The organism is Planomicrobium soli, assembly GCF_003014655.1.
GTDB lineage: Bacteria > Bacillota > Bacilli > Bacillales_A > Planococcaceae > Planococcus > Planococcus soli_B.
The window spans coordinates 280,115-301,626 of sequence record NZ_PYAT01000002.1 but is presented as its reverse complement, the minus strand read 5'-3'; the positions used below and the strand labels follow the sequence as shown (position 1 = coordinate 301,626).

General features: G+C 42.7%; 21 protein-coding genes. 15 read left to right on the top strand and 6 right to left on the bottom strand.

Translation table 11 applies throughout. The features are described 5' to 3' along the window. Positions 1-54 precede the first annotated feature (54 nt). The 7 genes from B0H99_RS03645 to B0H99_RS03615 all read left to right on the top strand — a co-directional run bounded on the left by B0H99_RS03645 (position 55) and on the right by B0H99_RS03615 (position 8,626). Positions 55-396 (top strand): hypothetical protein, encoded by a 342-nt coding sequence (locus tag B0H99_RS03645; protein WP_106532273.1) that lies wholly within the window; start codon positions 55-57, stop codon positions 394-396. A 278-nt stretch (positions 397-674) separates the two neighbouring features. Beyond that, positions 675-1,976, top strand: a complete 1,302-nt coding sequence (locus tag B0H99_RS03640; RefSeq protein ID WP_106532272.1) for an ABC transporter substrate-binding protein — start codon at positions 675-677, stop codon at positions 1,974-1,976. A 93-nt stretch (positions 1,977-2,069) separates the two neighbouring features. Continuing rightward, entirely contained in the window at positions 2,070-2,930 is an 861-nt protein-coding gene (locus tag B0H99_RS03635) for a carbohydrate ABC transporter permease (protein WP_106532271.1), read from the top strand. Beyond that, the gene (locus B0H99_RS03630; RefSeq protein ID WP_106532270.1) at positions 2,930-3,745 is read left to right on the top strand and encodes a carbohydrate ABC transporter permease; all 816 of its coding nucleotides are present in this window, start codon (positions 2,930-2,932) and stop codon (positions 3,743-3,745) included. The genes B0H99_RS03635 and B0H99_RS03630 overlap by 1 nt, the downstream gene beginning before the upstream one ends. Positions 3,746-3,760: 15 nt before the next feature. Next, positions 3,761-4,780 carry a LacI family DNA-binding transcriptional regulator gene (locus tag B0H99_RS03625; RefSeq protein WP_106532269.1) on the top strand — a complete coding sequence of 340 codons (1,020 nt, stop codon included), beginning with the start codon at positions 3,761-3,763 and terminating at the stop codon, positions 4,778-4,780. A 13-nt stretch (positions 4,781-4,793) separates the two neighbouring features. Further along, entirely contained in the window at positions 4,794-6,413 is a 1,620-nt protein-coding gene (locus B0H99_RS03620) for a glycoside hydrolase family 13 protein (RefSeq protein WP_106532268.1), read from the top strand. A 593-nt stretch (positions 6,414-7,006) separates the two neighbouring features. Next, positions 7,007-8,626 carry a glycoside hydrolase family 13 protein gene (locus B0H99_RS03615; protein WP_106532267.1) on the top strand — a complete coding sequence of 540 codons (1,620 nt, stop codon included), beginning with the start codon at positions 7,007-7,009 and terminating at the stop codon, positions 8,624-8,626. Between the two features lie 261 nt (positions 8,627-8,887). Here B0H99_RS03615 and B0H99_RS18195 read toward each other — a convergent pair whose 3' ends face one another. Next, a complete protein-coding gene (locus B0H99_RS18195; protein ID WP_106532266.1) occupies positions 8,888-9,190 on the bottom strand; it encodes a TIGR04104 family putative zinc finger protein in 303 nt (100 codons plus the stop codon). Positions 9,191-10,240: 1,050 nt separating this feature from the next. Here B0H99_RS18195 and B0H99_RS03605 point away from each other — a divergent pair. Next, positions 10,241-10,735 carry an aspartyl-tRNA synthetase gene (locus B0H99_RS03605; RefSeq protein ID WP_146137239.1) on the top strand — a complete coding sequence of 165 codons (495 nt, stop codon included), beginning with the start codon at positions 10,241-10,243 and terminating at the stop codon, positions 10,733-10,735. Positions 10,736-10,808: 73 nt separating this feature from the next. Here B0H99_RS03605 and hutG read toward each other — a convergent pair whose 3' ends face one another. From hutG to B0H99_RS17750, 3 genes are all read right to left on the bottom strand, one after another. Then, positions 10,809-11,744 (bottom strand): formimidoylglutamase, encoded by a 936-nt coding sequence (gene hutG / locus B0H99_RS03600; RefSeq protein WP_106532264.1) that lies wholly within the window; start codon positions 11,742-11,744, stop codon positions 10,809-10,811. 138 nt (positions 11,745-11,882) lie between these two features. Further along, positions 11,883-12,146, bottom strand: a complete 264-nt coding sequence (locus B0H99_RS03595) for a hypothetical protein (protein ID WP_106532263.1) — start codon at positions 12,144-12,146, stop codon at positions 11,883-11,885. Between the two features lie 23 nt (positions 12,147-12,169). Then, entirely contained in the window at positions 12,170-12,328 is a 159-nt protein-coding gene (locus tag B0H99_RS17750) for a hypothetical protein (protein WP_181313558.1), read from the bottom strand. 163 nt (positions 12,329-12,491) lie between these two features. Between B0H99_RS17750 and B0H99_RS03590 the strand changes: the two genes are divergently transcribed. Both B0H99_RS03590 and B0H99_RS03585 read left to right on the top strand, forming a co-directional pair. After that, positions 12,492-13,367 (top strand): RCC1 domain-containing protein, encoded by an 876-nt coding sequence (locus B0H99_RS03590; RefSeq protein ID WP_106532262.1) that lies wholly within the window; start codon positions 12,492-12,494, stop codon positions 13,365-13,367. A gap of 240 nt (positions 13,368-13,607) precedes the next feature. Next, on the top strand, positions 13,608-14,270 hold the full coding sequence (locus tag B0H99_RS03585; RefSeq protein ID WP_106532261.1) for a hypothetical protein: 663 nt from the start codon (positions 13,608-13,610) through the stop codon (positions 14,268-14,270). Between the two features lie 63 nt (positions 14,271-14,333). Here the strand turns inward: B0H99_RS03585 and B0H99_RS03580 are convergent, their stop codons facing one another. Further along, complete coding sequence (locus tag B0H99_RS03580; RefSeq protein WP_106532260.1) at positions 14,334-14,675, bottom strand: hypothetical protein; 342 nt, start codon at positions 14,673-14,675, stop codon at positions 14,334-14,336. A gap of 181 nt (positions 14,676-14,856) precedes the next feature. Further along, positions 14,857-15,651 carry an ion transporter gene (locus tag B0H99_RS03575; protein WP_106532259.1) on the bottom strand — a complete coding sequence of 265 codons (795 nt, stop codon included), beginning with the start codon at positions 15,649-15,651 and terminating at the stop codon, positions 14,857-14,859. Between the two features lie 300 nt (positions 15,652-15,951). Between B0H99_RS03575 and B0H99_RS03570 the strand changes: the two genes are divergently transcribed. The 5 genes from B0H99_RS03570 to B0H99_RS03550 all read left to right on the top strand — a co-directional run bounded on the left by B0H99_RS03570 (position 15,952) and on the right by B0H99_RS03550 (position 21,457). Further along, entirely contained in the window at positions 15,952-16,794 is an 843-nt protein-coding gene (locus tag B0H99_RS03570) for an aldo/keto reductase (protein ID WP_106532258.1), read from the top strand. Positions 16,795-16,858: 64 nt separating this feature from the next. After that, positions 16,859-17,140, top strand: a complete 282-nt coding sequence (locus B0H99_RS03565) for a YciI family protein (protein WP_106532257.1) — start codon at positions 16,859-16,861, stop codon at positions 17,138-17,140. Between the two features lie 463 nt (positions 17,141-17,603). Next, positions 17,604-19,907, top strand: coding sequence for an nSTAND3 domain-containing NTPase (locus tag B0H99_RS03560; protein ID WP_106532256.1), 2,304 nt, complete (start codon positions 17,604-17,606; stop codon positions 19,905-19,907). A 201-nt stretch (positions 19,908-20,108) separates the two neighbouring features. Beyond that, positions 20,109-20,609, top strand: coding sequence for a hypothetical protein (locus tag B0H99_RS03555; RefSeq protein ID WP_106532255.1), 501 nt, complete (start codon positions 20,109-20,111; stop codon positions 20,607-20,609). 392 nt (positions 20,610-21,001) lie between these two features. Next, the gene (locus B0H99_RS03550; protein WP_106532254.1) at positions 21,002-21,457 is read left to right on the top strand and encodes a hypothetical protein; all 456 of its coding nucleotides are present in this window, start codon (positions 21,002-21,004) and stop codon (positions 21,455-21,457) included. Positions 21,458-21,512 lie beyond the last annotated feature (55 nt).

Genomic DNA, 21,512 nt, shown 5'->3' with positions numbered 1-21,512 from the left:
TTAAACTTAGGCATTGTTGAAGACTAATATTGATTATACTTGGAGGATGAAATCATGACTTTTGAAGAACTTATACAAAGCAAGCCAACGGTAGAATGGAAACAAAGAATGGATGAAGAAGATGAAATTTTCACCGATGAAAATATCAGCGCAACGAATGATGTTTTGGATTCTTACATAAACCAGTTAAAAGGGCTAGGAGACGCGTCGACAAAGGAAGCTATTTTAGGATGCGTCAAAGAAGTTGTTTTAAGATTAAATGAATTAAACGACGACTATGATTATTTTATTGAAACAATGGAAAGAGAGGAATTAGTGGAGTTTATAGAGGAAGGTGCAAAAATAGTTGGTTTTACATCTGAAGAAGATATTACTGAAGAGTGGAGAGAATGGTAAAAAAGTGAACAATAATTGTAGTTTAGCGGCTTTGTATTGCTAATAAACTAGAAGCTAATAGAGCAAAACAGCGGAGATTCCTGTCGGATAGCGAAGCTGTTTTGCAGAATAGCTATTAATCTTTTTTTAAGAAATTTTTAATTTGTATATTGTGCAAACGTTTACACTATGATACGATCAAATCAAATCAGAACTGGAAGCGCTTTCTAAACCGTTTCCTTTTTTTATTTGCCACATTGTGCAAACGATTGCACAAACATTCAAAGGGGGATTTCGAGATGAAGGAGTTCAAGGTTCGCAAAGGTCTTTTAGCGTCATTGTTTGTAACAGCGGGGATATTGGCAGGCTGTGGAGGCGGGGGAGAAGAAGCTTCGCAGTCAGAAGGCGAAAAAGTCACGGTCGACGTTTTCCAATTTAAAGTGGAATTTAAAGACCAGTTTGAAGATGTGGTCGAACTTTACGAGAAAGAAAATCCGGACGTCAACATTGACATCACGACTGTCGGCGGCGGCGAAGATTACGGCGCGGCGCTGCGTTCCCGTTTTGCTTCCGGCAATGAACCGGCAATATTCAATATCGGCGGACCGCAGGATGTGGCAGACTGGAAAGATAAATTATCGAACTTGAGCGATACGGCGGCTGCAGAAGCGGCGCTTGATGGCACACTTGACGGCGTGACGGTGGAGGAAAATGTGCTTGGCCTTCCATATAACCAAGAAGGCTATGGTTTTGTCTATAATACCCGCCTTTTTGAAGAAGCAGGAATCGATCCGGTTTCCATCACGGATTTCGCCAGCTTGGAAGAGGCAGTGAAAACACTGGATTCGAAAAAAGAAGAACTTGGATTGGATGCGGTATTCGCACTTCCAGCGAAAGAAGCTTGGGTAACCGGCCTTCACTTATCGAACACGTTCCTGGCGCCTGAATTCAACCACAACGTGTTGGATACGTTTGCAGCCGATAAAGTGGAATTCAAATACGGAGACGCATTCAAGAAAATCCTTGATCTGCAAAACGACTATTCTGTCCAGCCGACCGTTTCTTTGGACTACTCACAGCAAGTGGAAGAATTGTTCTCGCTTGAGCGCGTGGCGATCATCCAGCAAGGAAACTGGGTATACGGCTCTATCGCCGGGATCGACCAGGAACTTGCGGACAGCGGCGTTGGCATGATGCCGATTCCGGTTGAAGGCTATGAAGAAGGCGGACTGCCGGTTGGCGTACCAATGTACTGGGGCGTAAACTCGGCGAAAGACGAAGAAGTGGTTCAAGCTTCGAAAGATTTCCTGGATTGGCTATACACTTCTGACGCCGGGAAAAAAGCGGTTGTTGAAGACTTTAAATTCATCCCTGCATATGAAGGGTATGACACATCGAAAATTACAGATCCAATGTCGAAAGCCATTTATGATGCATCTGAAGCCGGAAACACAATCGGCTGGGTATTCATGGGCTATCCGACTGGATGGGGTGAAGGCGAAGTTGGCGCTTCGATCCAAAAATACCTGAGCGATGAAGCAAGCTGGGAAGAAGTCATCGACTCGGCTAAACAAGCTTGGGAAAAGAACCGGAGTAACTAACACCGAGCCAACCGACAAAGCAGCCTGCGGGCTGCTTTGTTTTAAATTTACCTGTTTCACCGGTTTTCTTCTATAGGAAAGGAAGGGCTGTACATGCGCACAAAAAGTTACTCTTACTGGTTGTTTCTAGCCCCGGTCTTAATTGCATTAACGTTGGTGGTTGTCGTACCGATGCTTCTAGGTGTCTACTATTCGTTCACGTCATGGAACGGCATTGTTACCGGCAATTTTGTCGGCTTTGAAAATTACACAAACGCCTTTAAAGACGAGCGTTTTATGGACGCGTTGTGGTTTACCGTTAAGTTCTCGGTCGTCTCAGTCATCATGATCAATGTGATCGGCCTGTCCTTGGCACTGCTCGTAACATCCCACGTAAAATCCAGCAAATTGCTGCGAACGGTCTTTTTCATGCCGAACTTGATCGGCGGCTTGATTTTAGGATTTATCTGGCAGTTTATCTTCATCAAAGTTTTTGCGAGCGTCGGCCAGATTATCGGAATGGAAAGCCTGCAAGGCTGGCTGTCTACAACGAATACCGGTTTCTGGGGACTGACGATTTTGATGAGCTGGCAGATGGCCGGTTATATCATGGTCATCTACATCGCGTATTTGGAAGGCATGCCGAAAGAATTGCTGGAGGCCTCAGAAATTGACGGAGCTTCTTCAACTCAGCGCTTCCGTTTTATCGTCTTTCCGCTGGTTGCCCCGGCATTCACCGTCAGTATGTTCCTGACGCTGTCAAATACGTTCAAGCTGTACGACCAGAACTTGTCGCTGACAGGGGGCGGACCATACAACTCGACTGAAATGGTGGCGATGGAAATCTTCCAGACGGCGTTTACGCAAAACGTTTTCGCTTACGCTCAGGCGAAAGCCGTCATCTTCTTCGTGATTGTGGCACTTGTAGCTCTTGTTCAAGTGTATGTGAATAAACGCCGGGAGGTGGAGATGTAATGAGGAGAAAATGGAATTTCAAAATGGAGATTATCGGCCTGGTTCTTGCGCTTCTCTGGCTGGCTCCGTTTTATCTCATGTTCGTCAATTCGTTCAAGACCAAGCGGGAAATCTTCACGAGCACGATCGCGCTGCCGGGTTTGTGGAATTTTGAGAATTACATTGAAGCCTATGAACGGCTGGACTTTTTGCGGACGCTGTTCAACTCGCTGTTCATTACGGTTACGAGCGTCCTGTTGATCGTCCTGTTTTCGGCGATGGGCGCGTATGCTTTGTCCCGGGCAAAAAGCAAATTCAGTTCCGTGTTCTTTTACTTGTTCGTAGCGGCGATGCTGATTCCGTTCCAGTCGGTAATGATTCCGCTTGTTACAGTATTCGGCCGCTTTGAAATGCTTAACCAGGCCGGGCTCATTTTCATGTACATCGGTTTTGGCGCCAGTTTATCGATTTTCCTTTATCACGGCGCTTTGAACAATATTTCGCGGTCGCTTGATGAAGCAGCGACAATCGACGGTGCAAACCGCTGGCAAGTGTTCTGGCACATCATTTTCCCGATGTTAAAACCGATCACGGTCACTGTGGCGATCCTGAACATCATCTGGATTTGGAACGATTATCTGTTGCCGTCACTGGTCATCAACCAGCCAGGCAAAGAAACGATTCCGCTGAAGATGTTCTTCTTCTTCGGCGAGTACACAAAGCAATGGCATCTCGCAATGGCAGGGCTGACGCTGGCGATTGTTCCGGTCATCATCTTTTACTTTTTCGCTCAACGTGCCATCATTAAAGGGGTATCGGACGGAGCCATCAAATAACAGGGAGGAGAGAATATGGCAATTACGATCAAAGATGTTGCAAAGCAGGCGGAAGTTTCGCCCGCAACTGTGTCGAGGGTGATTGCCGACAATCCCCGGATCAGTGAAAAGACAAAGCAAAAAGTGCGGGAGACGATGGAAAGCCTGGGCTATTACCCGAACTTCCAGGCGCGCAACTTGGTGGCGCAAAAAACGCGCACCATTGGCGTCATTATGGCGAACTCCACAACATTGGCGTTTCAAAATCCGTTCTTTCCGGAAGTGCTCCGCGGCATTTCGGTGAGCGCCCATAATAGCCAGTACGGAATTTATTTATCTACGGGCGCTACGGAAGAAGAGATTTATGACGAAGTGGTGGCAATGGATCAAGGAAAACGGGTGGACGGCATTATCCTGCTGTATTCCCGGGTAGGCGACCGGATCATGGATTACTTGATGAAAAGCGGCTTGCCGTTCTCGGTTGTCGGCCGGCCGCATAGAAATGCAGATACCATATCCTATGTCGACAACGATAACATCAGCATCACCAAGCAAGTCATGTCGCATTTGATCGGAATGGGGCATAAGCGCATCGCCTTTATTGCCGGCGGCATCGATTTTGTTGTATCTCTGGACCGCCTAGAAGGCTACGAAGAATCGCTTGCTGAAAACGGAATCTCTTTCCAAGAAGAATATATCGTCAAGCAAGATGCTATGCAGCAGGACGGAAAAAAAGCGATCCGCCGGTTGTTCGATCTTGAAGATCCACCGACTGCCATCGTCACCCATGATGATTTGGTGGCGTATGAAGTGATCGGCTATCTGGAGGATTTGCAGATCCGCGTGCCGGAAGATGTATCGATTATCGGCTTTAACAACCACGCCTTATCGAAACATTTGAAACCGCCGCTTTCTTCTGTGGACATCTGCATCTACGAACTGGGTTTTGAAGCGGCAAACCTACTGCTGGAAAAAATAACTGACGAACAGGCAGCTCCAAGACAAATCACGGTGTCTTCCCGTTTGATTGAACGGGGTTCTTGCCAAGGTCGTTGAGAGGAATCGGGCTATGAAGAAAATATGGTGGAAAGAAGCGGTCGCTTACCAAGTTTATCCGCGAAGCTTTAAAGATTCAAACGGGGACGGCATCGGCGACATCAACGGTGTAACTAGCAAGTTGGATTATTTGAAAGACCTTGGCATTGACGTTATCTGGATCAGCCCGGTGTACGAATCGCCGAACGATGACAACGGCTATGACATCAGCGATTACCAGGGGATTTTAGCGGAATTCGGGACGATGGAGGATTTCGACCGCCTGCTCACGGAAGTGCATGCACGCGGGATGAAACTGATTGTCGATTTGGTCATCAACCATACGAGCGATGAACACCCATGGTTCATCGAATCGCGTTCATCAATCGATAGTCCGAAGCGTGACTGGTATATCTGGCGCGATGAGCCGACCAACTGGGAGAGCATTTTCGGTGGGCCGGCATGGGAATGGGATGAAGAAACAAAACAGTATTACTTGCACTTGTTTTCGAAAAAACAGCCGGACTTAAACTGGGAGAACCCGGAAGTCCGCACGGCTCTTTACGATATGGTCAACTGGTGGCTGGATAAAGGGATCGACGGTTTCCGCGTCGACGCCATCAGCCACATCAAGAAAGATTTCACTGATATGGAAAATTCGGAAGGCAAACCGTACGTCGAAGCTTGGGACAAAATGATGAATGTCGACGGCATCCAGCCGCTGCTTGCTGAACTCCGCGACTCGACTTACGGCAAGCGCGACGTCATGACAGTCGGCGAAGCGAACGGGGTATTTGTCGAACACATCGAGGACTGGGTCAGCGAAGACACCGGTAAATTTAATATGGTGTTTCAATTTGAGGATCTCGGTTTATGGGATCTCGACGTAACAACAGGCGTTAACGTACCAGAGTTGAAAAATGTATTAACGCGCTGGCAAAAAGGTGTCGAAGGGATCGGCTGGAACGCTCTCTTCATCGAGAACCACGACAAGCCGCGCGTCGTCTCGACATGGGGCAACGACAAGGAATACTGGCGCGAAAGCGCGACTTCCCTTGCCAGCATGTACTTTTTCATGCAGGGAACGCCGTTCATCTACCAGGGGCAGGAAATCGGCATGACGAACGCGCCATTCGAAGAACTCGATCATTACAACGACGTCCATGCGCACAATCTTTATTACTACAACCTGTCGGAAGGCATGGAGCACGACGCCATCATGACGATGCTTCGGGCAACGAGCCGCGATCATTCACGGACACCAATGCAGTGGGACACTTCCTTGCACGCCGGTTTTTCGTCCGCGGAGCCGTGGCTAAGAACCAACCCGAACTATAAAACCATCAACGTTGAAGCCCAGCAAAGGGATCCGCATTCAATCCTGTCGTTTTACAAACAGATGATTTGGCTGCGCAAGCAAATGGACGTCCTTGTCTACGGTACTTATGAATTGCTGGACGTCGGCCATGAATCCATTTACGCCTACACGCGGCAAAACGAGACCGAGCAGATCCTTGTTATTGCAAATCTCGGGCAGCACGCTTGCCTATGGGACGCACCGGAAGACGGGGAGTTGTTGTTGGCAAACTACCAGGAAATCGATCCGAACCAGCTGCTGCGATATGAAGCCCGCGTATACAAATTGGCGCGTTAGAAGAAGGCTCTTAATAAAAAAGATGTTCAAACCTTTGTCACATATAGCCTTTTCAAGCGAAAATAAACCGATTTTCCAGGTTGGAAAGGGAACGTATGATCGTTTCCAGGTGTATAATAGAGGAAAGAAAAGCAACCGGCGCTGGTGAAAGTTAGGACTGGCAGCAAGCAGAATTTGACGTTTTAAAAGAGAAAAGACCTGAATAACCTAAAACAAAATCCAGAAATAACAAAAACCCCGAGTCACGGAAACTTTTTTAAAAAAGTGTCTGTTTCGGGGTTTTCTTGTACCCAACATAGGTTATACAAGAGGAAACCTTTTTGAGGGAAAGGAGGGAATGTTGGACAGGAAGTTACGTATTGACACAAAAAATTAATAAAATCTGTAGGTTATTCTGGCGAACTCTGCTACACTAGCATCTTGCAAATTGTTTTTCCAAAACTATGGGGCAGCAAGAAGCAGGCGCCCATAGCAGGAACAAACCTTTTCGTACTATAGAAAATAACAGACGACTTGGCATCTCTGGCACAATTTTCGGTTTAGGCCGCTTGATTGAAGGGGAAATTCGCCACGGGTCTTTGAGAGGGATCGGTATGAAGAAAATATGGTGGAAAGAAGCAGTCGCCTACCAGGTATATCCACGCAGTTTTAAAGACTCCAATGGGGATGGCATCGGGGATATTAACGGTGTGACAAGCAAATTGGATTATATAAAAGATTTAGGGATCGACGTTATTTGGCTAAGCCCGGTATACAAATCGCCGAATGATGACAACGGCTATGATATCAGCGATTACCAGGACATCATGGCAGAATTCGGAACAATGGAAGATTTCGACCGCTTGCTTGCGGAAGTGCATGCACGAGATATGAAGCTCATCATCGATCTGGTGATCAACCATACGAGTGACGAGCATCCGTGGTTTGTCGAATCGAAATCATCGAAAGACAACCCGAAACGGGACTGGTACATTTGGAGCGACGACCCTACGAACTGGGAAAGCATTTTCGGCGGTTCTGCTTGGGAATACGACAAAGAAACAAAACAGTACTACTTGCACTTGTTTTCGAAAAAACAGCCGGATTTGAACTGGGAAAACGAGGAAGTGCGTGAAGCATTATTCGATATGGTCAATTGGTGGCTCGATAAAGGAATCGACGGTTTCCGCGTAGATGCCATCAGCCACATCAAAAAAGATTACACTGACGTTTTTGACCCTGAACAAAAACTATATGCCCCGGCATGGGAGAAAATGATGAATGTTAAGGGCATACAGCCGCTGTTAGCTGAACTGCGCGACAAAACGCTGAAAAATCGCGACATTATGACGGTCGGCGAAGCGAACGGCGTCCATGTCGGGGATATCGAAGAATGGATCGGCGAAAAAGACGGCAAGTTCAATATGGTCTTCCAGTTCGAAAGCTTAGGGCTTTGGGATACTGATGAAAAGACAGGCATCAATGTGCCGAAATTGAAAGAAGTGCTGACGCGCTGGCAAAAAGGCGTCGAAGGCAATGGCTGGAATGCCTTGTTTATCGAAAATCACGACAAGCCGCGCGTCGTCTCGACATGGGGGAATGACACTGAATACTGGCGGGAAAGCGCCACGGCAATTGCCTGCATGTACTTTTTCATGCAAGGGACGCCGTTTATCTACCAGGGCCAGGAAATCGGCATGACGAACGCGCCGCTTGTGGAACTTGATCATTACAACGATATTCAGGCGCATAATTTATACCACAACAATTTGGCGGGCGGTATGAAACACGAAGCCATCATGACGTTGCTTCAGGCAAAAAGCCGCGATCATTCCCGGACGCCGATGCAGTGGGACGCAAGCTTCAACGCAGGCTTCACCGATGCATGGCCATGGCTGATGGTCAACCCGAACCACGACAAGATCAACGTCGAAACACAGCAACAAGATCCACGATCAGTGCTATCATTCTATAAGCAGATGATTTGGCTCCGTAAACAAATGAACGTTCTAGTTTACGGAACCTACGAACTTCATGACATTGGCCATGAGGCCGTTTACGCCTACACGCGGGAAGACGAAAACGAAAAAGTGCTCGTCGTTTCCAACCTGGCGCAATTTGCCTGCGAATGGGATGCGCCGGAAGACGCCACCTTGCTGTTGGCCAATTATGAAGACGTGAATTCTACTCAATTACTCCCGTACGAAGCACGGGTTTATAAAATAGCTAAATGAACGGAAGATAGATAACCGGCACCTCCCTTTGGGGAGGTGCTGGTTTTTTGTTTGGGTGTGATTGGCTAGGGGGAGCGCAAGTGCATGAAGGGAGGGGGAAGTTCATAATGGCGGTCGAAGAATGCATGAAGGGAGGGGGAAAGTTCATGTTGGAACATGGGAAGTTCATGTAGAAATGCGAAAACTTCATGAAGCAAATATTGCCAGCTAACATATTCCAACAAAAAAGGCTGCTCGCATAAGCGAACAGCTTTAACCCCATCACCACAGGGGCTTTTCTTCATTCGAAAACTTGTATAGAAATGGAAGAATAGCAACGATTCCAATAGTAAGTGGAAGGCCAAGCATGATAAGGCTCTTAAAAGATAAGCTGAAATAGTGGGATGAGAGAATTATACTTGGAGCAATAATAACACTCAACAAACTCGTCTGCCTTCTGGACTTCACTGTCTGATATTGTGTCGCACCGCAAGCTGGGCACGTCATGCCAGTACTAAACGTAAATGACTTTTTAAAAGTTGTTCTCCAGCTCCATGTATGGCCGCAATTTTGGCAAATCGGCATGGAAACACCTCCAAAGAGTTTTTGTTTCTATAAGTATAGATACGAACGAGGTGGAAAAAAGTTACAGGAAAGTTTGTTCGAGGAGACATATTCGGTAGAAAACTTTGTTCATTATGTAAGAAATGCGAGAGTTTATGTAGAAACCTCGATACTTCATGTAAGAAGCTAAAAACTTCATGAAGCAGATTTTTCCAGCCAGCTTTCTTCTATAGATAGCAACGCCAAAAATAAAAAGCTGTTCGCTGGGCGAACAGCTTCCGTATTGATCTTTTTTTGATTGTGGAGAGAAACTTTTCTAGAAAGTGATGAAGAACTAAGAAAAGTGCAGGTAGAAAGCTAAATTCGTCATGTAAGAAGCGCAGGAGTTCATGTAGAAACTGCAAAATTTCATGTAAGACTCTAAAAACTTCATGAAGCAAATTTTTCCAGCCAACTTTCTTCTATAGAAGTGGCTCCAATAAATAAAAAGCTGTTTGCTAGGCGAACAGCTTCCGTATTGATCTTAGACTTTGGGAGAGACGCTTTTCTAGAAAGGTATGTAGAACAAAGAAAAGTTCATGAAGAAAGCTGGACTCGTCATATAAGAAGCGCAAAAACTCATATAGAAATCTCAATACTTCATGTAAGAACTTGAAAACTTCATGAAGAAAATTTTTCCAAACGATTTTCTTCTATTACAAGCTACGCCAACCTCCACCTATCTTTAAAAAAACCTCCAGCCATTTTAATAAGCTGTTTAATTTTGAATCGCAAAATCCGATATAACTATCTAAAATAAATTACCCTTTAGCGTCTATTTAAGCAGGGTTTTTGAACCTCAGAACTTGGTCACTCTTATAAGTGAGTATATCCTGAAGACAAGGCAACAAATGACTAAAAACAAATAGTGTTTATAGAACATTAAGGTAAAATGAAACTAAGAAGGAAATTAAATGGTAATACAATTTTTGAATTTAAGGATAAAGAAAGGAGGATACCATTATAAAAAGAAACCCTAAATTGTTCATTTTGTTAATAGTATTGAGCATAATATTACTAACATTGTTTTGCATGTGGTCTATTTCAGAAAGTAAGATTTCTTATGAAGAGCCTCAGGAAGCGCTACTAGCTGAAAGTGAGGAGTTAGTTCTAATTCCAACATATAAGACGCCAGATGAAGCTTTGTTCTTTTTCATTGATAACCAAAATAATCTTGGTGCAGTTATGGTTTACAAAAACATTTTTGGTTGGAAAACGGATTTTCGTACTTGGAGTTCAATGAACAGTATAATTACCAAAGAAAGAGTTGGTGGTTATCAAATTCATGGAGACGAAATAATCTTTGGATTAATGAAAGGCGGAGACAATCGCGTAATTATGGTTGATAACGTCCCTGCTATAACCATTAATCTAGAGCTTATGCTGCCTGATGAATCAGAAAATCAAGAATGGAATGGGTTGTACCTTTGGTATTACGAAACTGATGATCTCTCAAATCTAACAAGCTTAAGCCTTGTTGATCGAAGCACAAATGAAGAAATAGATACATCTCCATTTTCAAATTAATTTGAAACATCGCAAATTGCGATGTTTTTTGTATGAAAATGAAAAAATGCCCAATCAAGGATTGGGCAAGTAATCAATGAAAAGCAGCCATTACTTCTGCCACCAAATAAGCGGCGAGCTTTGCTGTTTTGCCATTGTCATCTAAATTAGGAACAACTTCTGACAGATCAAAGCTCCGGACTTTTTCATTCGAGACGATATGCCACAATAGCCGGCGCACCACCGCTGGATCGAGCCCGAACGGGGACGGGGAAAGGACGCCTGGCGCGTAAAGCGATGTGATGGAGTCCATACAAAGTGTAACCATGACATGATCATAATCTTCGCAAAACGCATCAATCAGTTTTTGCGTGTTCTGCAATTCCAGCAAAGTGAGGGCTTCTGCAAGAACGTACGATGCGCCCAGTTTTTCTGCTTGGTTAAAAAGTGTTTTCGTGTTGCCGAGCGGCTGGATGCCGAGAACCAGATAGCCCGATTGGCTGTCCTGTTCAAGAATCTGCCTGAACATTGTCTCAGAATTCGGGCGATCGGCTTGGCGCAGATCAAAATGCGCATCGATATTGATGATGCCAATCTTTGCATCCGGTCCGGCAAAACGGCGCAGCCCTAGATAATGACCGTACGCTGTTTCGTGCCCACCGCCTAAAATGATAGGGAATGAGCCGCTTGCGAACAGCAGGTTAACGTGGTCGCCAAGTTCGCGCTGGGCTTTTTCCAGGTCGTTATTTTTACACATTACCGAACCGACATCAAAGGTCTGCCGGTCGCCAAGGTGATAGGGGAGGTCGGCAAGTTGGCGGCGAATTTCGTTCGGCGCATCAGCGGCGCCCGCTTGCCCGCCATTGCGCTGCACTCCTTCATCGCATTCAAAGCCGATCAGGGAAAATGCGCCTCCCGGAACTTCAGTGGTATCCATAAATTCGATTGTTTGATGAAAACGGAAACTGTCGCGGTCGGTTTCGCTATCCACGCGTCCGTGCCAAAAATGCTTTTTCGGTAACTTATACAAACCCAACACCCCGAATCAATGAAATTTATGCTTTTGTTAAGTTTATTGTAATGAATTTCGGCTCTCTTTACTAATCCCTAAAACAATCTTGCTGAAACTTCTGATCATAGGCATGCCTATTAAAATGAAAAAGCAAGCTCAACGATGAAGAGCTTGCTGGGCACGGTATTCATCTTCTTTAGCTACGTAAAAATCGTATTGCGTTGGGCTTTCCTTGAAACTTACAAAGCTAGAAGTAGAGCCGCCAAAAGCCGATTGCGAATTAGCACTTAAGCGGCTTACCGCATCATATGGCACTCCATGGTTGTTTAATTTGTTTGTTGCTTCAAAATACATCTTGTTCCCGAACGCTGAATGAACTAAGCATTTTCTCTTGAAAAACAAAAAACGGATCAATCCCATACCAGCACCTCTTTCTTATAAATTTATTTTCTCCGCAGTTCTTCCGCAATTTCTCTTAACAGCGCATTGCGTTCTTTCCCTTGTTTCAAAAAAGCGAAAAGCACATAAATTCCAACTGCAATCGGAATCAGCGTAAACAAAATTGAAAGAATTGGCAATAACATAAATAAGCTTTCAGACATAATCAAAACCCCCTTAGTAAGAATACGAAATAAGGAGAAAAACGTTTCATTTTTAAACTATCATGAGAGTTTCATGTCTATGTGGTAGATTAATCATAAATAAAGAAAGTCTCTCAAACTAGAAGGCTTATGGAAAAATACATTGCTTTTAAGGAGGTAAAATATGAGGGGCAGTGAAGCGGCGTTAGAGATGAAACGATGGCCCAAAAATTCCATAGCGGCGGGGTACCGCCATACTGCTGCGCTCCAAATGGATGGCACGGTTACCGCTGTAGGAGATAATAAATATGGCCAATGCGATGTGGGCGGTTGGAGCGGCATGGTAGCAGTAGCGGCAGGCAGCGCACATACGGGTAATGCTCATACGGTTGGGCTTCAAAGGGATGGGAAAGTAAAGGCGGCAGGTTGGAATAAATATGGCCAATGCGATGTAAACGACTGGCTCGAAATGGCGTCGATCGCGGCTGGTTGGCGTCGTACCGTGGGGCTTCGTTCAGATGGCAGCGTAGTGGCTATAGGGGGAAATAATGAAGGCCAATGCAATGTGAGCGGCTGGCGTGATATTGCGGCGGTATCGGCGGGTGACTGGCATACTGTCGGGCTCCAATTGGACGGTACGGTGACGAGTGCAGGCAATAATCGGTATGGCCAGTGCAACGTACATGAATGGAACGATATAGTAGAGATTTCAGCGGGTTACCTTCATACCGTCGGTTTAAAATCCGTTGGCACGGTTTCGGCTGTGGGTTTGAATAAGGACGGCCAATGTAAAGTAGGTGACTGGCGCAATATTAGGGCAATCTCAGCGGGAAGCAATCATACAATTGGGCTTCAAAAGGATGGCACTGTGGTAGCGGTGGGCCAGAACAATGCAGGGCAATGCGATGTGAGTCATTGGCGGGACATCGTGGCAGTATCGGCAGGCTGTGCTCATACAATTGGTCTAAAATCTGACGGTACGGTAGTTGCTTCGGGCCGAAACAGCGAAGGGCAATGCGTTGTGAGTGGTTGGAGCGGCATCGGGTTGAGCAGGGGTTAATTTCGCTGTGTTTACGAAAACTTCTACGAGGAGCTGGAACATCTTATGGTAAAAGCAAAAAGGTCGGACGGATTGATTCTGTCCAGCCTTTTTAATTGAAGACAATAAATTCAAGCAGGAAAAACCTTCTGAAACATAGAATTTGTAGCTATCATCTATACTGACCAGCTGCGTGAATTGAAAATACTGCCAGGAGCTTCTTGCGGTTCATTAATAGAGAAGAAAGGAAAGGTGGGAGGAATGAAGGCAATCACGAAGATCTTTTATTTCCACGTTGTTTTATTACTGCTGGCGGGCTGCGGTGGCAATACGAACGGAGAACCTGCAACGGAAGCTTCAGAAGACAATACTGTAAGTGAACAGGCCCCAAAAGGCACAACCGAAACCGATGAGAGCAAATCGACCAGTGAACGGGAGGAACAGGATATGGAGAACACGAACAACTCTTCAGAAGAATCCACTCAGACAAAATCGAACAGCGACGCTTCAGAAACCACAAACGATCAGCAAGGCAAAGAAACGCTATCCGACTATTCGAGCCAGGAAATCGAATACGCCAGAGTCTGGCTGCAGCTTGGGGCAAATCAGGACATAGACGGACTATACGTTAACTATATGCCAGCCGGCACGCCGCTCAACCCGGATGACGAGACAAGCGGCACCTATCCAGAAGATGTGATCCAGCTGGCAGGTTCGCGCTTGGTGGACGGATCGGTCACGTATAGCGGAAACGGCGATGGCACCATCAATGTCTACAACGTGCCGTTGCGCTGGGACGGCAACTACCCGGCTGGCGAAGATTTCTACAGCGAGATCATCAATAATACAGAACTAGTCCCTATTGACGTAGGCGACGATAAAGAAGTTATTAGGTTAATCAAATTGTTAAATGTTGAATCGTGAGAACGGAAAGACCCTCTCCAAACAGAAATGGTCTGTTTGGAGAGGGTCTTTGTTGTAACGAAGCTACGCTATCGATTCCTCTTCCGGTACTCCAAGCCTGTCAGTAAGTGTCTTGTAGATATCCTGGAAATGCCGGCCTTCATACCACATCTCATTATAGGAAGCGGAGCGGATGATGGCTTCTTTATCCACTTTAACAACTTCGATTTGGACCGTATTGCTTCCACCGGTCTCGTCGATTTCCTGTTGCTTTTCCTTCATGAACGCTGCCGTATCCTGCGGTTCGTATTGCTTGAAGGTCTCGATCACATCATTGAAAACCGTCATCGTATCTTCTTCACTCTTGAACAACCAGTAATAATCTTTTTTCTCGCGCGCCAAGTGCAGGTTGAGTTGATAATGCATAGTGTTCCTCCTTTTAAAATGAAATCTGTGAATGAGTATAGTGCTCTATACCCATTTTGGTTTCTTTTAAAGAAAGTGGCGAAATATTCTATTTCGGGTCTTTCAACTACCTGCTTTTACCCAAACAAAAACCACCTCCGATTTAGAAGGTGGTTTATATTGTTCTGCTGTAAACCTGGTTTTATTTCCGGTCTACCAAAGTTTGAATCATAGTTTTCAACTCGGCTACTTCAGCTTTAAGCTCATCGATTTCCGATAATTCCTCTATGATTCCAGCTGTTTCCGCGTCGATTTCCTCTGAAATCTTTTGGGCGTTGTTGACGATTTCCCCGACGATCAAGTTGATCATGAGGAAAGTCGAAATGACAATAAAGGAAACGAAATAGAGCCACGACCACGGAACCACTTCAAATATGGGACGGAACACGCCGCTTGCCCAGGATTCGAGGGTGAAGACTTGGAATAAGGTGATGAACGACAAACCAAGATTGCCGAAAAATTCCGGTTCAACCGAGGAATAAAAGAATGTGCCGATAACCGCATACACGTAAAAAATGATCGACATCAGCACAATGACGCTGGTTATGGTCGGAATGGCCATAAATAACGCGGCCACCACTCTTCGCAAAGAAGGGATCGTGGTAATTGTCCGCAATACACGCAGCACACGGAAAATACGTAAAACGCTTATGTATGGGGAGTTGTAGAGAACAAGACTGCCGACCACAATGATAAAGTCGAAATTGTTCCAACCGTTCCGGAAGAATTTGGTGCGGTAAAGATAAAGCTTAATTAGGATTTCCAAGGTGAAAAACCCGAGAATGACAAAATCCAGTGCCAATAGCCAAGTGCTGTATTTCGCAGCGAAATCCGGATAAGTCTCAAGGCCAACAAGAATTGCGTTAATGAGGATCAGGATGGTAATGAAATTGGTGACTCTTTTGCCTTCCATAATGCGTATCATTCTATCTTTCATAACTAAAGTGACGACTCCTTACTTTTTCTTTGCAGGTTTTTGGCTCCTGTTTTCAGGAATGGATGGGGACCTGCTATTTCCCAAACTCCAACTATTATATCATGGGCGTCATGTTGAGGTTATGGCATAACCGTTTTTCAACACTTTAAAAGTGACAGGAATTAAACAATTTGGATGCACAACCATTTTTAAAGAGATCGTGACCATAAAGAAGTGATGATGCTTTTTCTAGTCAGAATTGTTTGATTTTACCACCGCGCAAGAGTAACCTTAAAAGGGAACCGAGAGGAGTGAAACCCAATGGAAAAAGCAATACCAGAAGTAACGCTGAACGATGGAACAAAACTGCCGGTTACCGGACTGGGTACATACGGGCTATGGGGCAATGCAGGAGCGGACGCCGTCAGCAGCGGAATCAACGCCGGTTACCGGCTAATTGATACGGCCTACAATTACGAGAACGAAGGAGCGGTCGGAGAAGGCATCAAGCGCAGCGGCATCTCCCGCGAGGAATTGTGGATTACCTCCAAGCTGCCAGGCCGCTACCATACTTATGAGAAAGCATTAGTGGCGATCCAGGAATCGCTGTACCGTTCCAAGCTCGATTACCTGGATTTATATATCATTCATTGGCCGCTTCCAAAGCAGGACCAGTATGTAGAAGCATGGCAGGCCCTGATCGATGCGAAGAAATGGGGATTGGTCCGGTCGATCGGCGTAAGCAACTTCCTGCCAGAGCACCTGGAGCGCATTATACAAGAGACCGGGGTAACGCCAAGTCTCAACCAAGTCGAACTGCATCCGTTCTTTAACCAGGAAGAGCAGCGGAAAGTGCATGAGGAAAGGGGCATCCAAACGCAGTCGTGGAGCCCGCTTGCCAGATCATCGGACATTCTATCAAATGAAACAATAGGGAAGATTGCCGAGAATCATAATAAGACCATTGCGCAAGTGGTGCTGCGCTGGCATCACCAGATCGGCTCTGTTTCAATTCCGCGGTCCACTTCTCCTCAGCGGCAGCGGGAAAACATAAATATTTTTGATTTTGCTTTAAGCGAAACTGAAATGAGTGCGATAGCAGGGCTGTCTAAGCCGGATGGCAGACTGAATGATATGGACCCGGCTACTCATGAAGAGTTTTAAAAAGAGCGTAAGTATAGAATGGTTTGAATGCAAGTGAAACTATTGAAAAGGGGAAATCAATCAAATGACTCATTATGCAGTTCTGTTGCCTTTAGTGGATAAGGAAAAATCAGATCAGGAAAGACCAGCACACTTAGCGTTCCTCGATGAAATGAAGCAAGCCGGCCATGTATCGGCATTCGGCCGCTTTGTCGACGGCTCTGGCGGTTTGGTGATATACAACGCTGAAACTTATGAGGAGTGCGAGGCTCTTGTTAAACAAGACCCTTTTGTTCAGAGCGGTGCACGGACCTATAAAATTCATGAATGGGGTTTGCTTTTTGCGGATTTGAAATTAGGTAGTTAAAGGAGAAGCGGATGTAAAGTACGCCGCTGAATATATAATAAAATGCCTCAGGAGCACATTAATTAAAACATAAGAATAAATAGAAAAAGCGAATCCAAACGGATTCGCTTTTCTTATGAGGCAAAAATCTTTAATCTCTCATATTTACTTTATTTATTGTAAGCCACAACTTCGAAGAGAGAATAAAGCAAATTAACAAATTAAAGGGATTTTAGCAAATTACACTTGAACTCTGTAGAAACAAAGCATCTAAATAGTTCACAAAGCTATATAAAAATAAAGCCAAACTAATTACAAGGAATTTTCCAAAAGCAGTAAAAAAATAGTTAAATAATGCTAATATTAAAGTGATAAAAATTGAAATGTGGTTATAGTTATGTCTTTTTGTAATAAGTATCTCTTTTCGCATCTAGAAGATTTTCTTTTCGAAATAAGTAAATTTGCAGTAGATTAGGAGGCAAACATGTTTGAATACTCGAGACTAAATGACTTTGAATTTGAAAAGCTGTGTATAGATATTATGGAGAGGAAACTTAAAATCGAGTTAAGATACTTTCCAAAAGGAAAAGACGGTGGAATAGATCTTGTTGATGATGTAATTAATAGAAATGTATTAGTCCAAGTAAAACACTTTGAAAAAAGTAATTATGCAAGTTTTAAAAGGTCTTTAAAAACAGAAGTTGAAAAAGTAAAGAAACTAAAACCAAAGCAGTACTATATTTTTACTTCGCAATCACTTACTCCCCAAAATATAAAAGAAGTCTATAGCTTGTTTCAAGATTATATGAAAAGTGAAAAAAATATAATTACTCGAGAGGATATAGACCGTTTTTTAGAAAGCGAAGATAATCTTGATATACTGCGCAGCCAATTTAAATTATGGGTCGTAACTGACCACGTTTTAAAGGACTATTTAAATCAAGAAGTATTCATTGATAGTGAAGTCTTAATCTCAGACATAGAAGAAGAACTTAAATACTTTGTTCAAACAGATATTTTCAATTTTTGCATTGAAATACTAGAAAGAGAAAGAAAAGTATTGCTTTATGGAGATCCCGGAGTCGGTAAAACTATTAACTCAAAAATGTTGTTACTACATTTTATTAGGGACGGATATAAAGTTCGTTTTTCAACTAACGGAGATATAGATACGATAAAAAGAGCAGTAACGCTAAATAAAGATTTAAAAGAAGTTATTTTTCTAGACGATTTTCTAGGGCAGCATTACTTCAAGTTGAAAGATGGGCAAGATCAACAATTATTAAGTTTGATAAAATTCGTCGAACAACATAAAAACAAAATTATAATATTGAATTCGCGGGTTACTATTTTAAATGAAGCAAACAATGCTTATGAAGCGCTGAATAGATATTTTAGTACACAACAGATGCAAATGCGCCGAATTAATATGAATGAAATAAGAGATGTTGAAAAAGCAAGGATATTTTATGCGTTATTAGTAAAAAACAAAGTGACTGATGATTATTATAATAGTGTAAGAAGAGACAAGAATTACATGCATATTGTTCAACACAGAAATTATAATCCAAGAGTCATTGAATATGTGACTTTACCGATTAAGGTAGAAGCTGTAGTGAAAACAGATTACTATGAGTTTATTTTAGAAAACTTAAATAATCCCAAAGATATTTGGCGAAATGAATTTGAGCTGAGGATAAAAGATTTAGATAGAACTTTTATGTATATATTATATTCATTGACAGATACACTGGTTTCTATAGAGGTTTTTAAAAAAAGTTTTAACTACTATATTTCAACAAATTTAAATGTAGATAATACGATTAATAATTTTGAAAGTATCCTCCAACGTTTAAATCATTCAATGATTAAAGTGGTTGATGATTATAACGGAATAAAAGTAGGAGTATCGAATCCCTCTATAAATGACTACTTAAAGGATGCAACTTTTAGAAATGATTTAATGCTAGAAAATTTAAAGCGAAAATCAGTTTATTTAGACCAACTTGAACGTCTATATTCTCCTGACGATTTCAATGATGTATTGAGACAGCTAGTAGTAAATGAAAAAGTTTTGGAATACAGTACTATTCAGAAAGAGAAGTTACATGAAATTATTATATATACAGTGGCAGAGCATACTATTTTAAAAGAAGCATACGAAGAAAGTTTAAATTTATTAGTGTCATTAGATAGTTTTACGCGAATTGGTAAACATAGCATGAATAAAATTAATCTTATCCAATCCTTTTTACAAAACGAGCATTTAAGAAACTATTATAAAATAGATGAGAAACTTGGCAGTATAGAAAACATGGAAATCTTATTCGAAGGTTTAAGTTTTGAAGAACATATAATTCTACTTGATTTAATAATAAATGTAATGATGAAGAATCGCAGAATCGATAAAGTTGATAAAGACTATTTTATTAAAATGGTTTTAAGTGAACTAGAATACTATATAGATACTTACAACTATATAAATACAGTAGATGAACTTTGTGAAATAGATTTATTCAAAGACGATTCTTATGAAGAATTACATTCAGTAAAAGAAGTAGTGAAAGGTGAAGTCATGAGTATTATAGACCTTACTGAAGATGCAGATGTTAAGTCGAATCTTATTAGAGTTCTTCAAGAATTTGATTCTACTGTTGAGTCTTATATTGAAGATGCTTTCAGTGAAGTGCGAACATCAAGAAAAACGAAACCACAAAAACTAAAAGGGAATTCCGAAATAAGTATAGATGATGTTTTAGATCGTCCGGTTAGAAGCTATAGAGTATAAGAAATGCGCTTAAATCGTATCTCTGCAAATAAACGATTCTAAAGGATTTTGGCTATACGCAGCTTTCTGCAACTTATACATGGGTATATCAAAGAAAATTTTAAATCTTGGCTTCTAAGCTTTATCCAGGATTAAAAATTAATTAGGAATTGTGTCGATTTCTGAGAAACGCAGGTAATACTATAAGAGGAGGTTAGGACTATGAAAAATAAAGACAAAGAGGTTTTAAATTCAAAACAGCAAGTTCTAGATAAATTGGGGCTTGATTCTGAAAAAGAATTGTCAAATGAAAATGTATTTAGACGTTTTGTTAACATGGATGCAATAGTTGATAAGGAAATTCTCGGTATGATTCTACCTAAGATAGAAAACTTTACAGAATTGGTAGTGAAACAACAGGAGTTTATTGCGGAGATGGCGGATAAGCAAAAATTTATAGATGCAAAGGCTATTGAAGGTTTTAATACAACAAAGGAAATTATTACGGAAGTAATAAAAGCTAACCCTACAATGGATACAGAATTAATGATTTATCTGATCGACTCATTAAAAGAAATGGATAAATATATATCTGATCATGCCAAGGATTCCGGAAACAGAAGCGAGCGCCTAATTAGTATTGGTATAGGAATTGGAGCAGTTGTGGCCGGTACAGTATTGGCTATTGTATTCAAAGGTGACGGCGGTGGAAAATCCGCATAAGAAAATCGGTTTCTGAGGATAAGTCTAGTCGATTGCAATAATGCATTGTTATTTAAAATCGCTTCTTTGAGAAAGAGATGATTCCAGAACATTTAGACAATTCACTACAATTTATCCTTTACCCATAGCTACACCGTCTGCAACAACATGTCGGTTGTGGCTTTTTCATTTTATTCAACAGTATAAATTGTTTGGGGAGTGTGTCGCTCCCTGGGAAACAAAAGTGTGATTTTAAAAAAAGTAAGAAAATGAAACATGGAGCCATCAAGGGAACATGTTAGAATATCAGTTAAGGGGCATTAAATCTTCTTATAGTAAGCGGTATTATCTTGCCTAAAAGGAATTGCAGCCTTCATGGAAGATAGATGAATTGAAAAGGATGGGATAGCTAAGTGGACAAAACCGTAGAACAAAAAATGAACGAGATGCTTGAAGTATTCAACAGTCTTCCGAATTGCAGGATCGAACCGAATGAAGGCGATCGGCTTCTGATTGCGAGCAATAAACCGGTTCCGTGGAGTGATACTCTTGAAAATAAGGACGCGGAATTATCACATAAAATTGGGTACATTACGCCTCATAAAGCGGCACTCGGTCTCTATATTGATTTTCCGCATAATTATTTAGATATTGACAGGGTAGAGGAAATCATAGATCCCGAAATCACATTGACTTATTACGAGCCAGGCACCAAACCTTCAAACGCGAAAAGCTGGTGGAGATTCCGTTCAGATGAAAAGTTCGACAGCATCCACCTGGTCCTGAGAAAAACGGAGCTGGCGTTGTATGATTTCAAGCGAGAAGAATGGGTTCAATTGATGGAAGAGATAACGAGTGTTCATAAGTAAACTTCATTTAAATTTATTTACCTGAATTCAAAGGCTATAAATTCTGCTTTCCTTG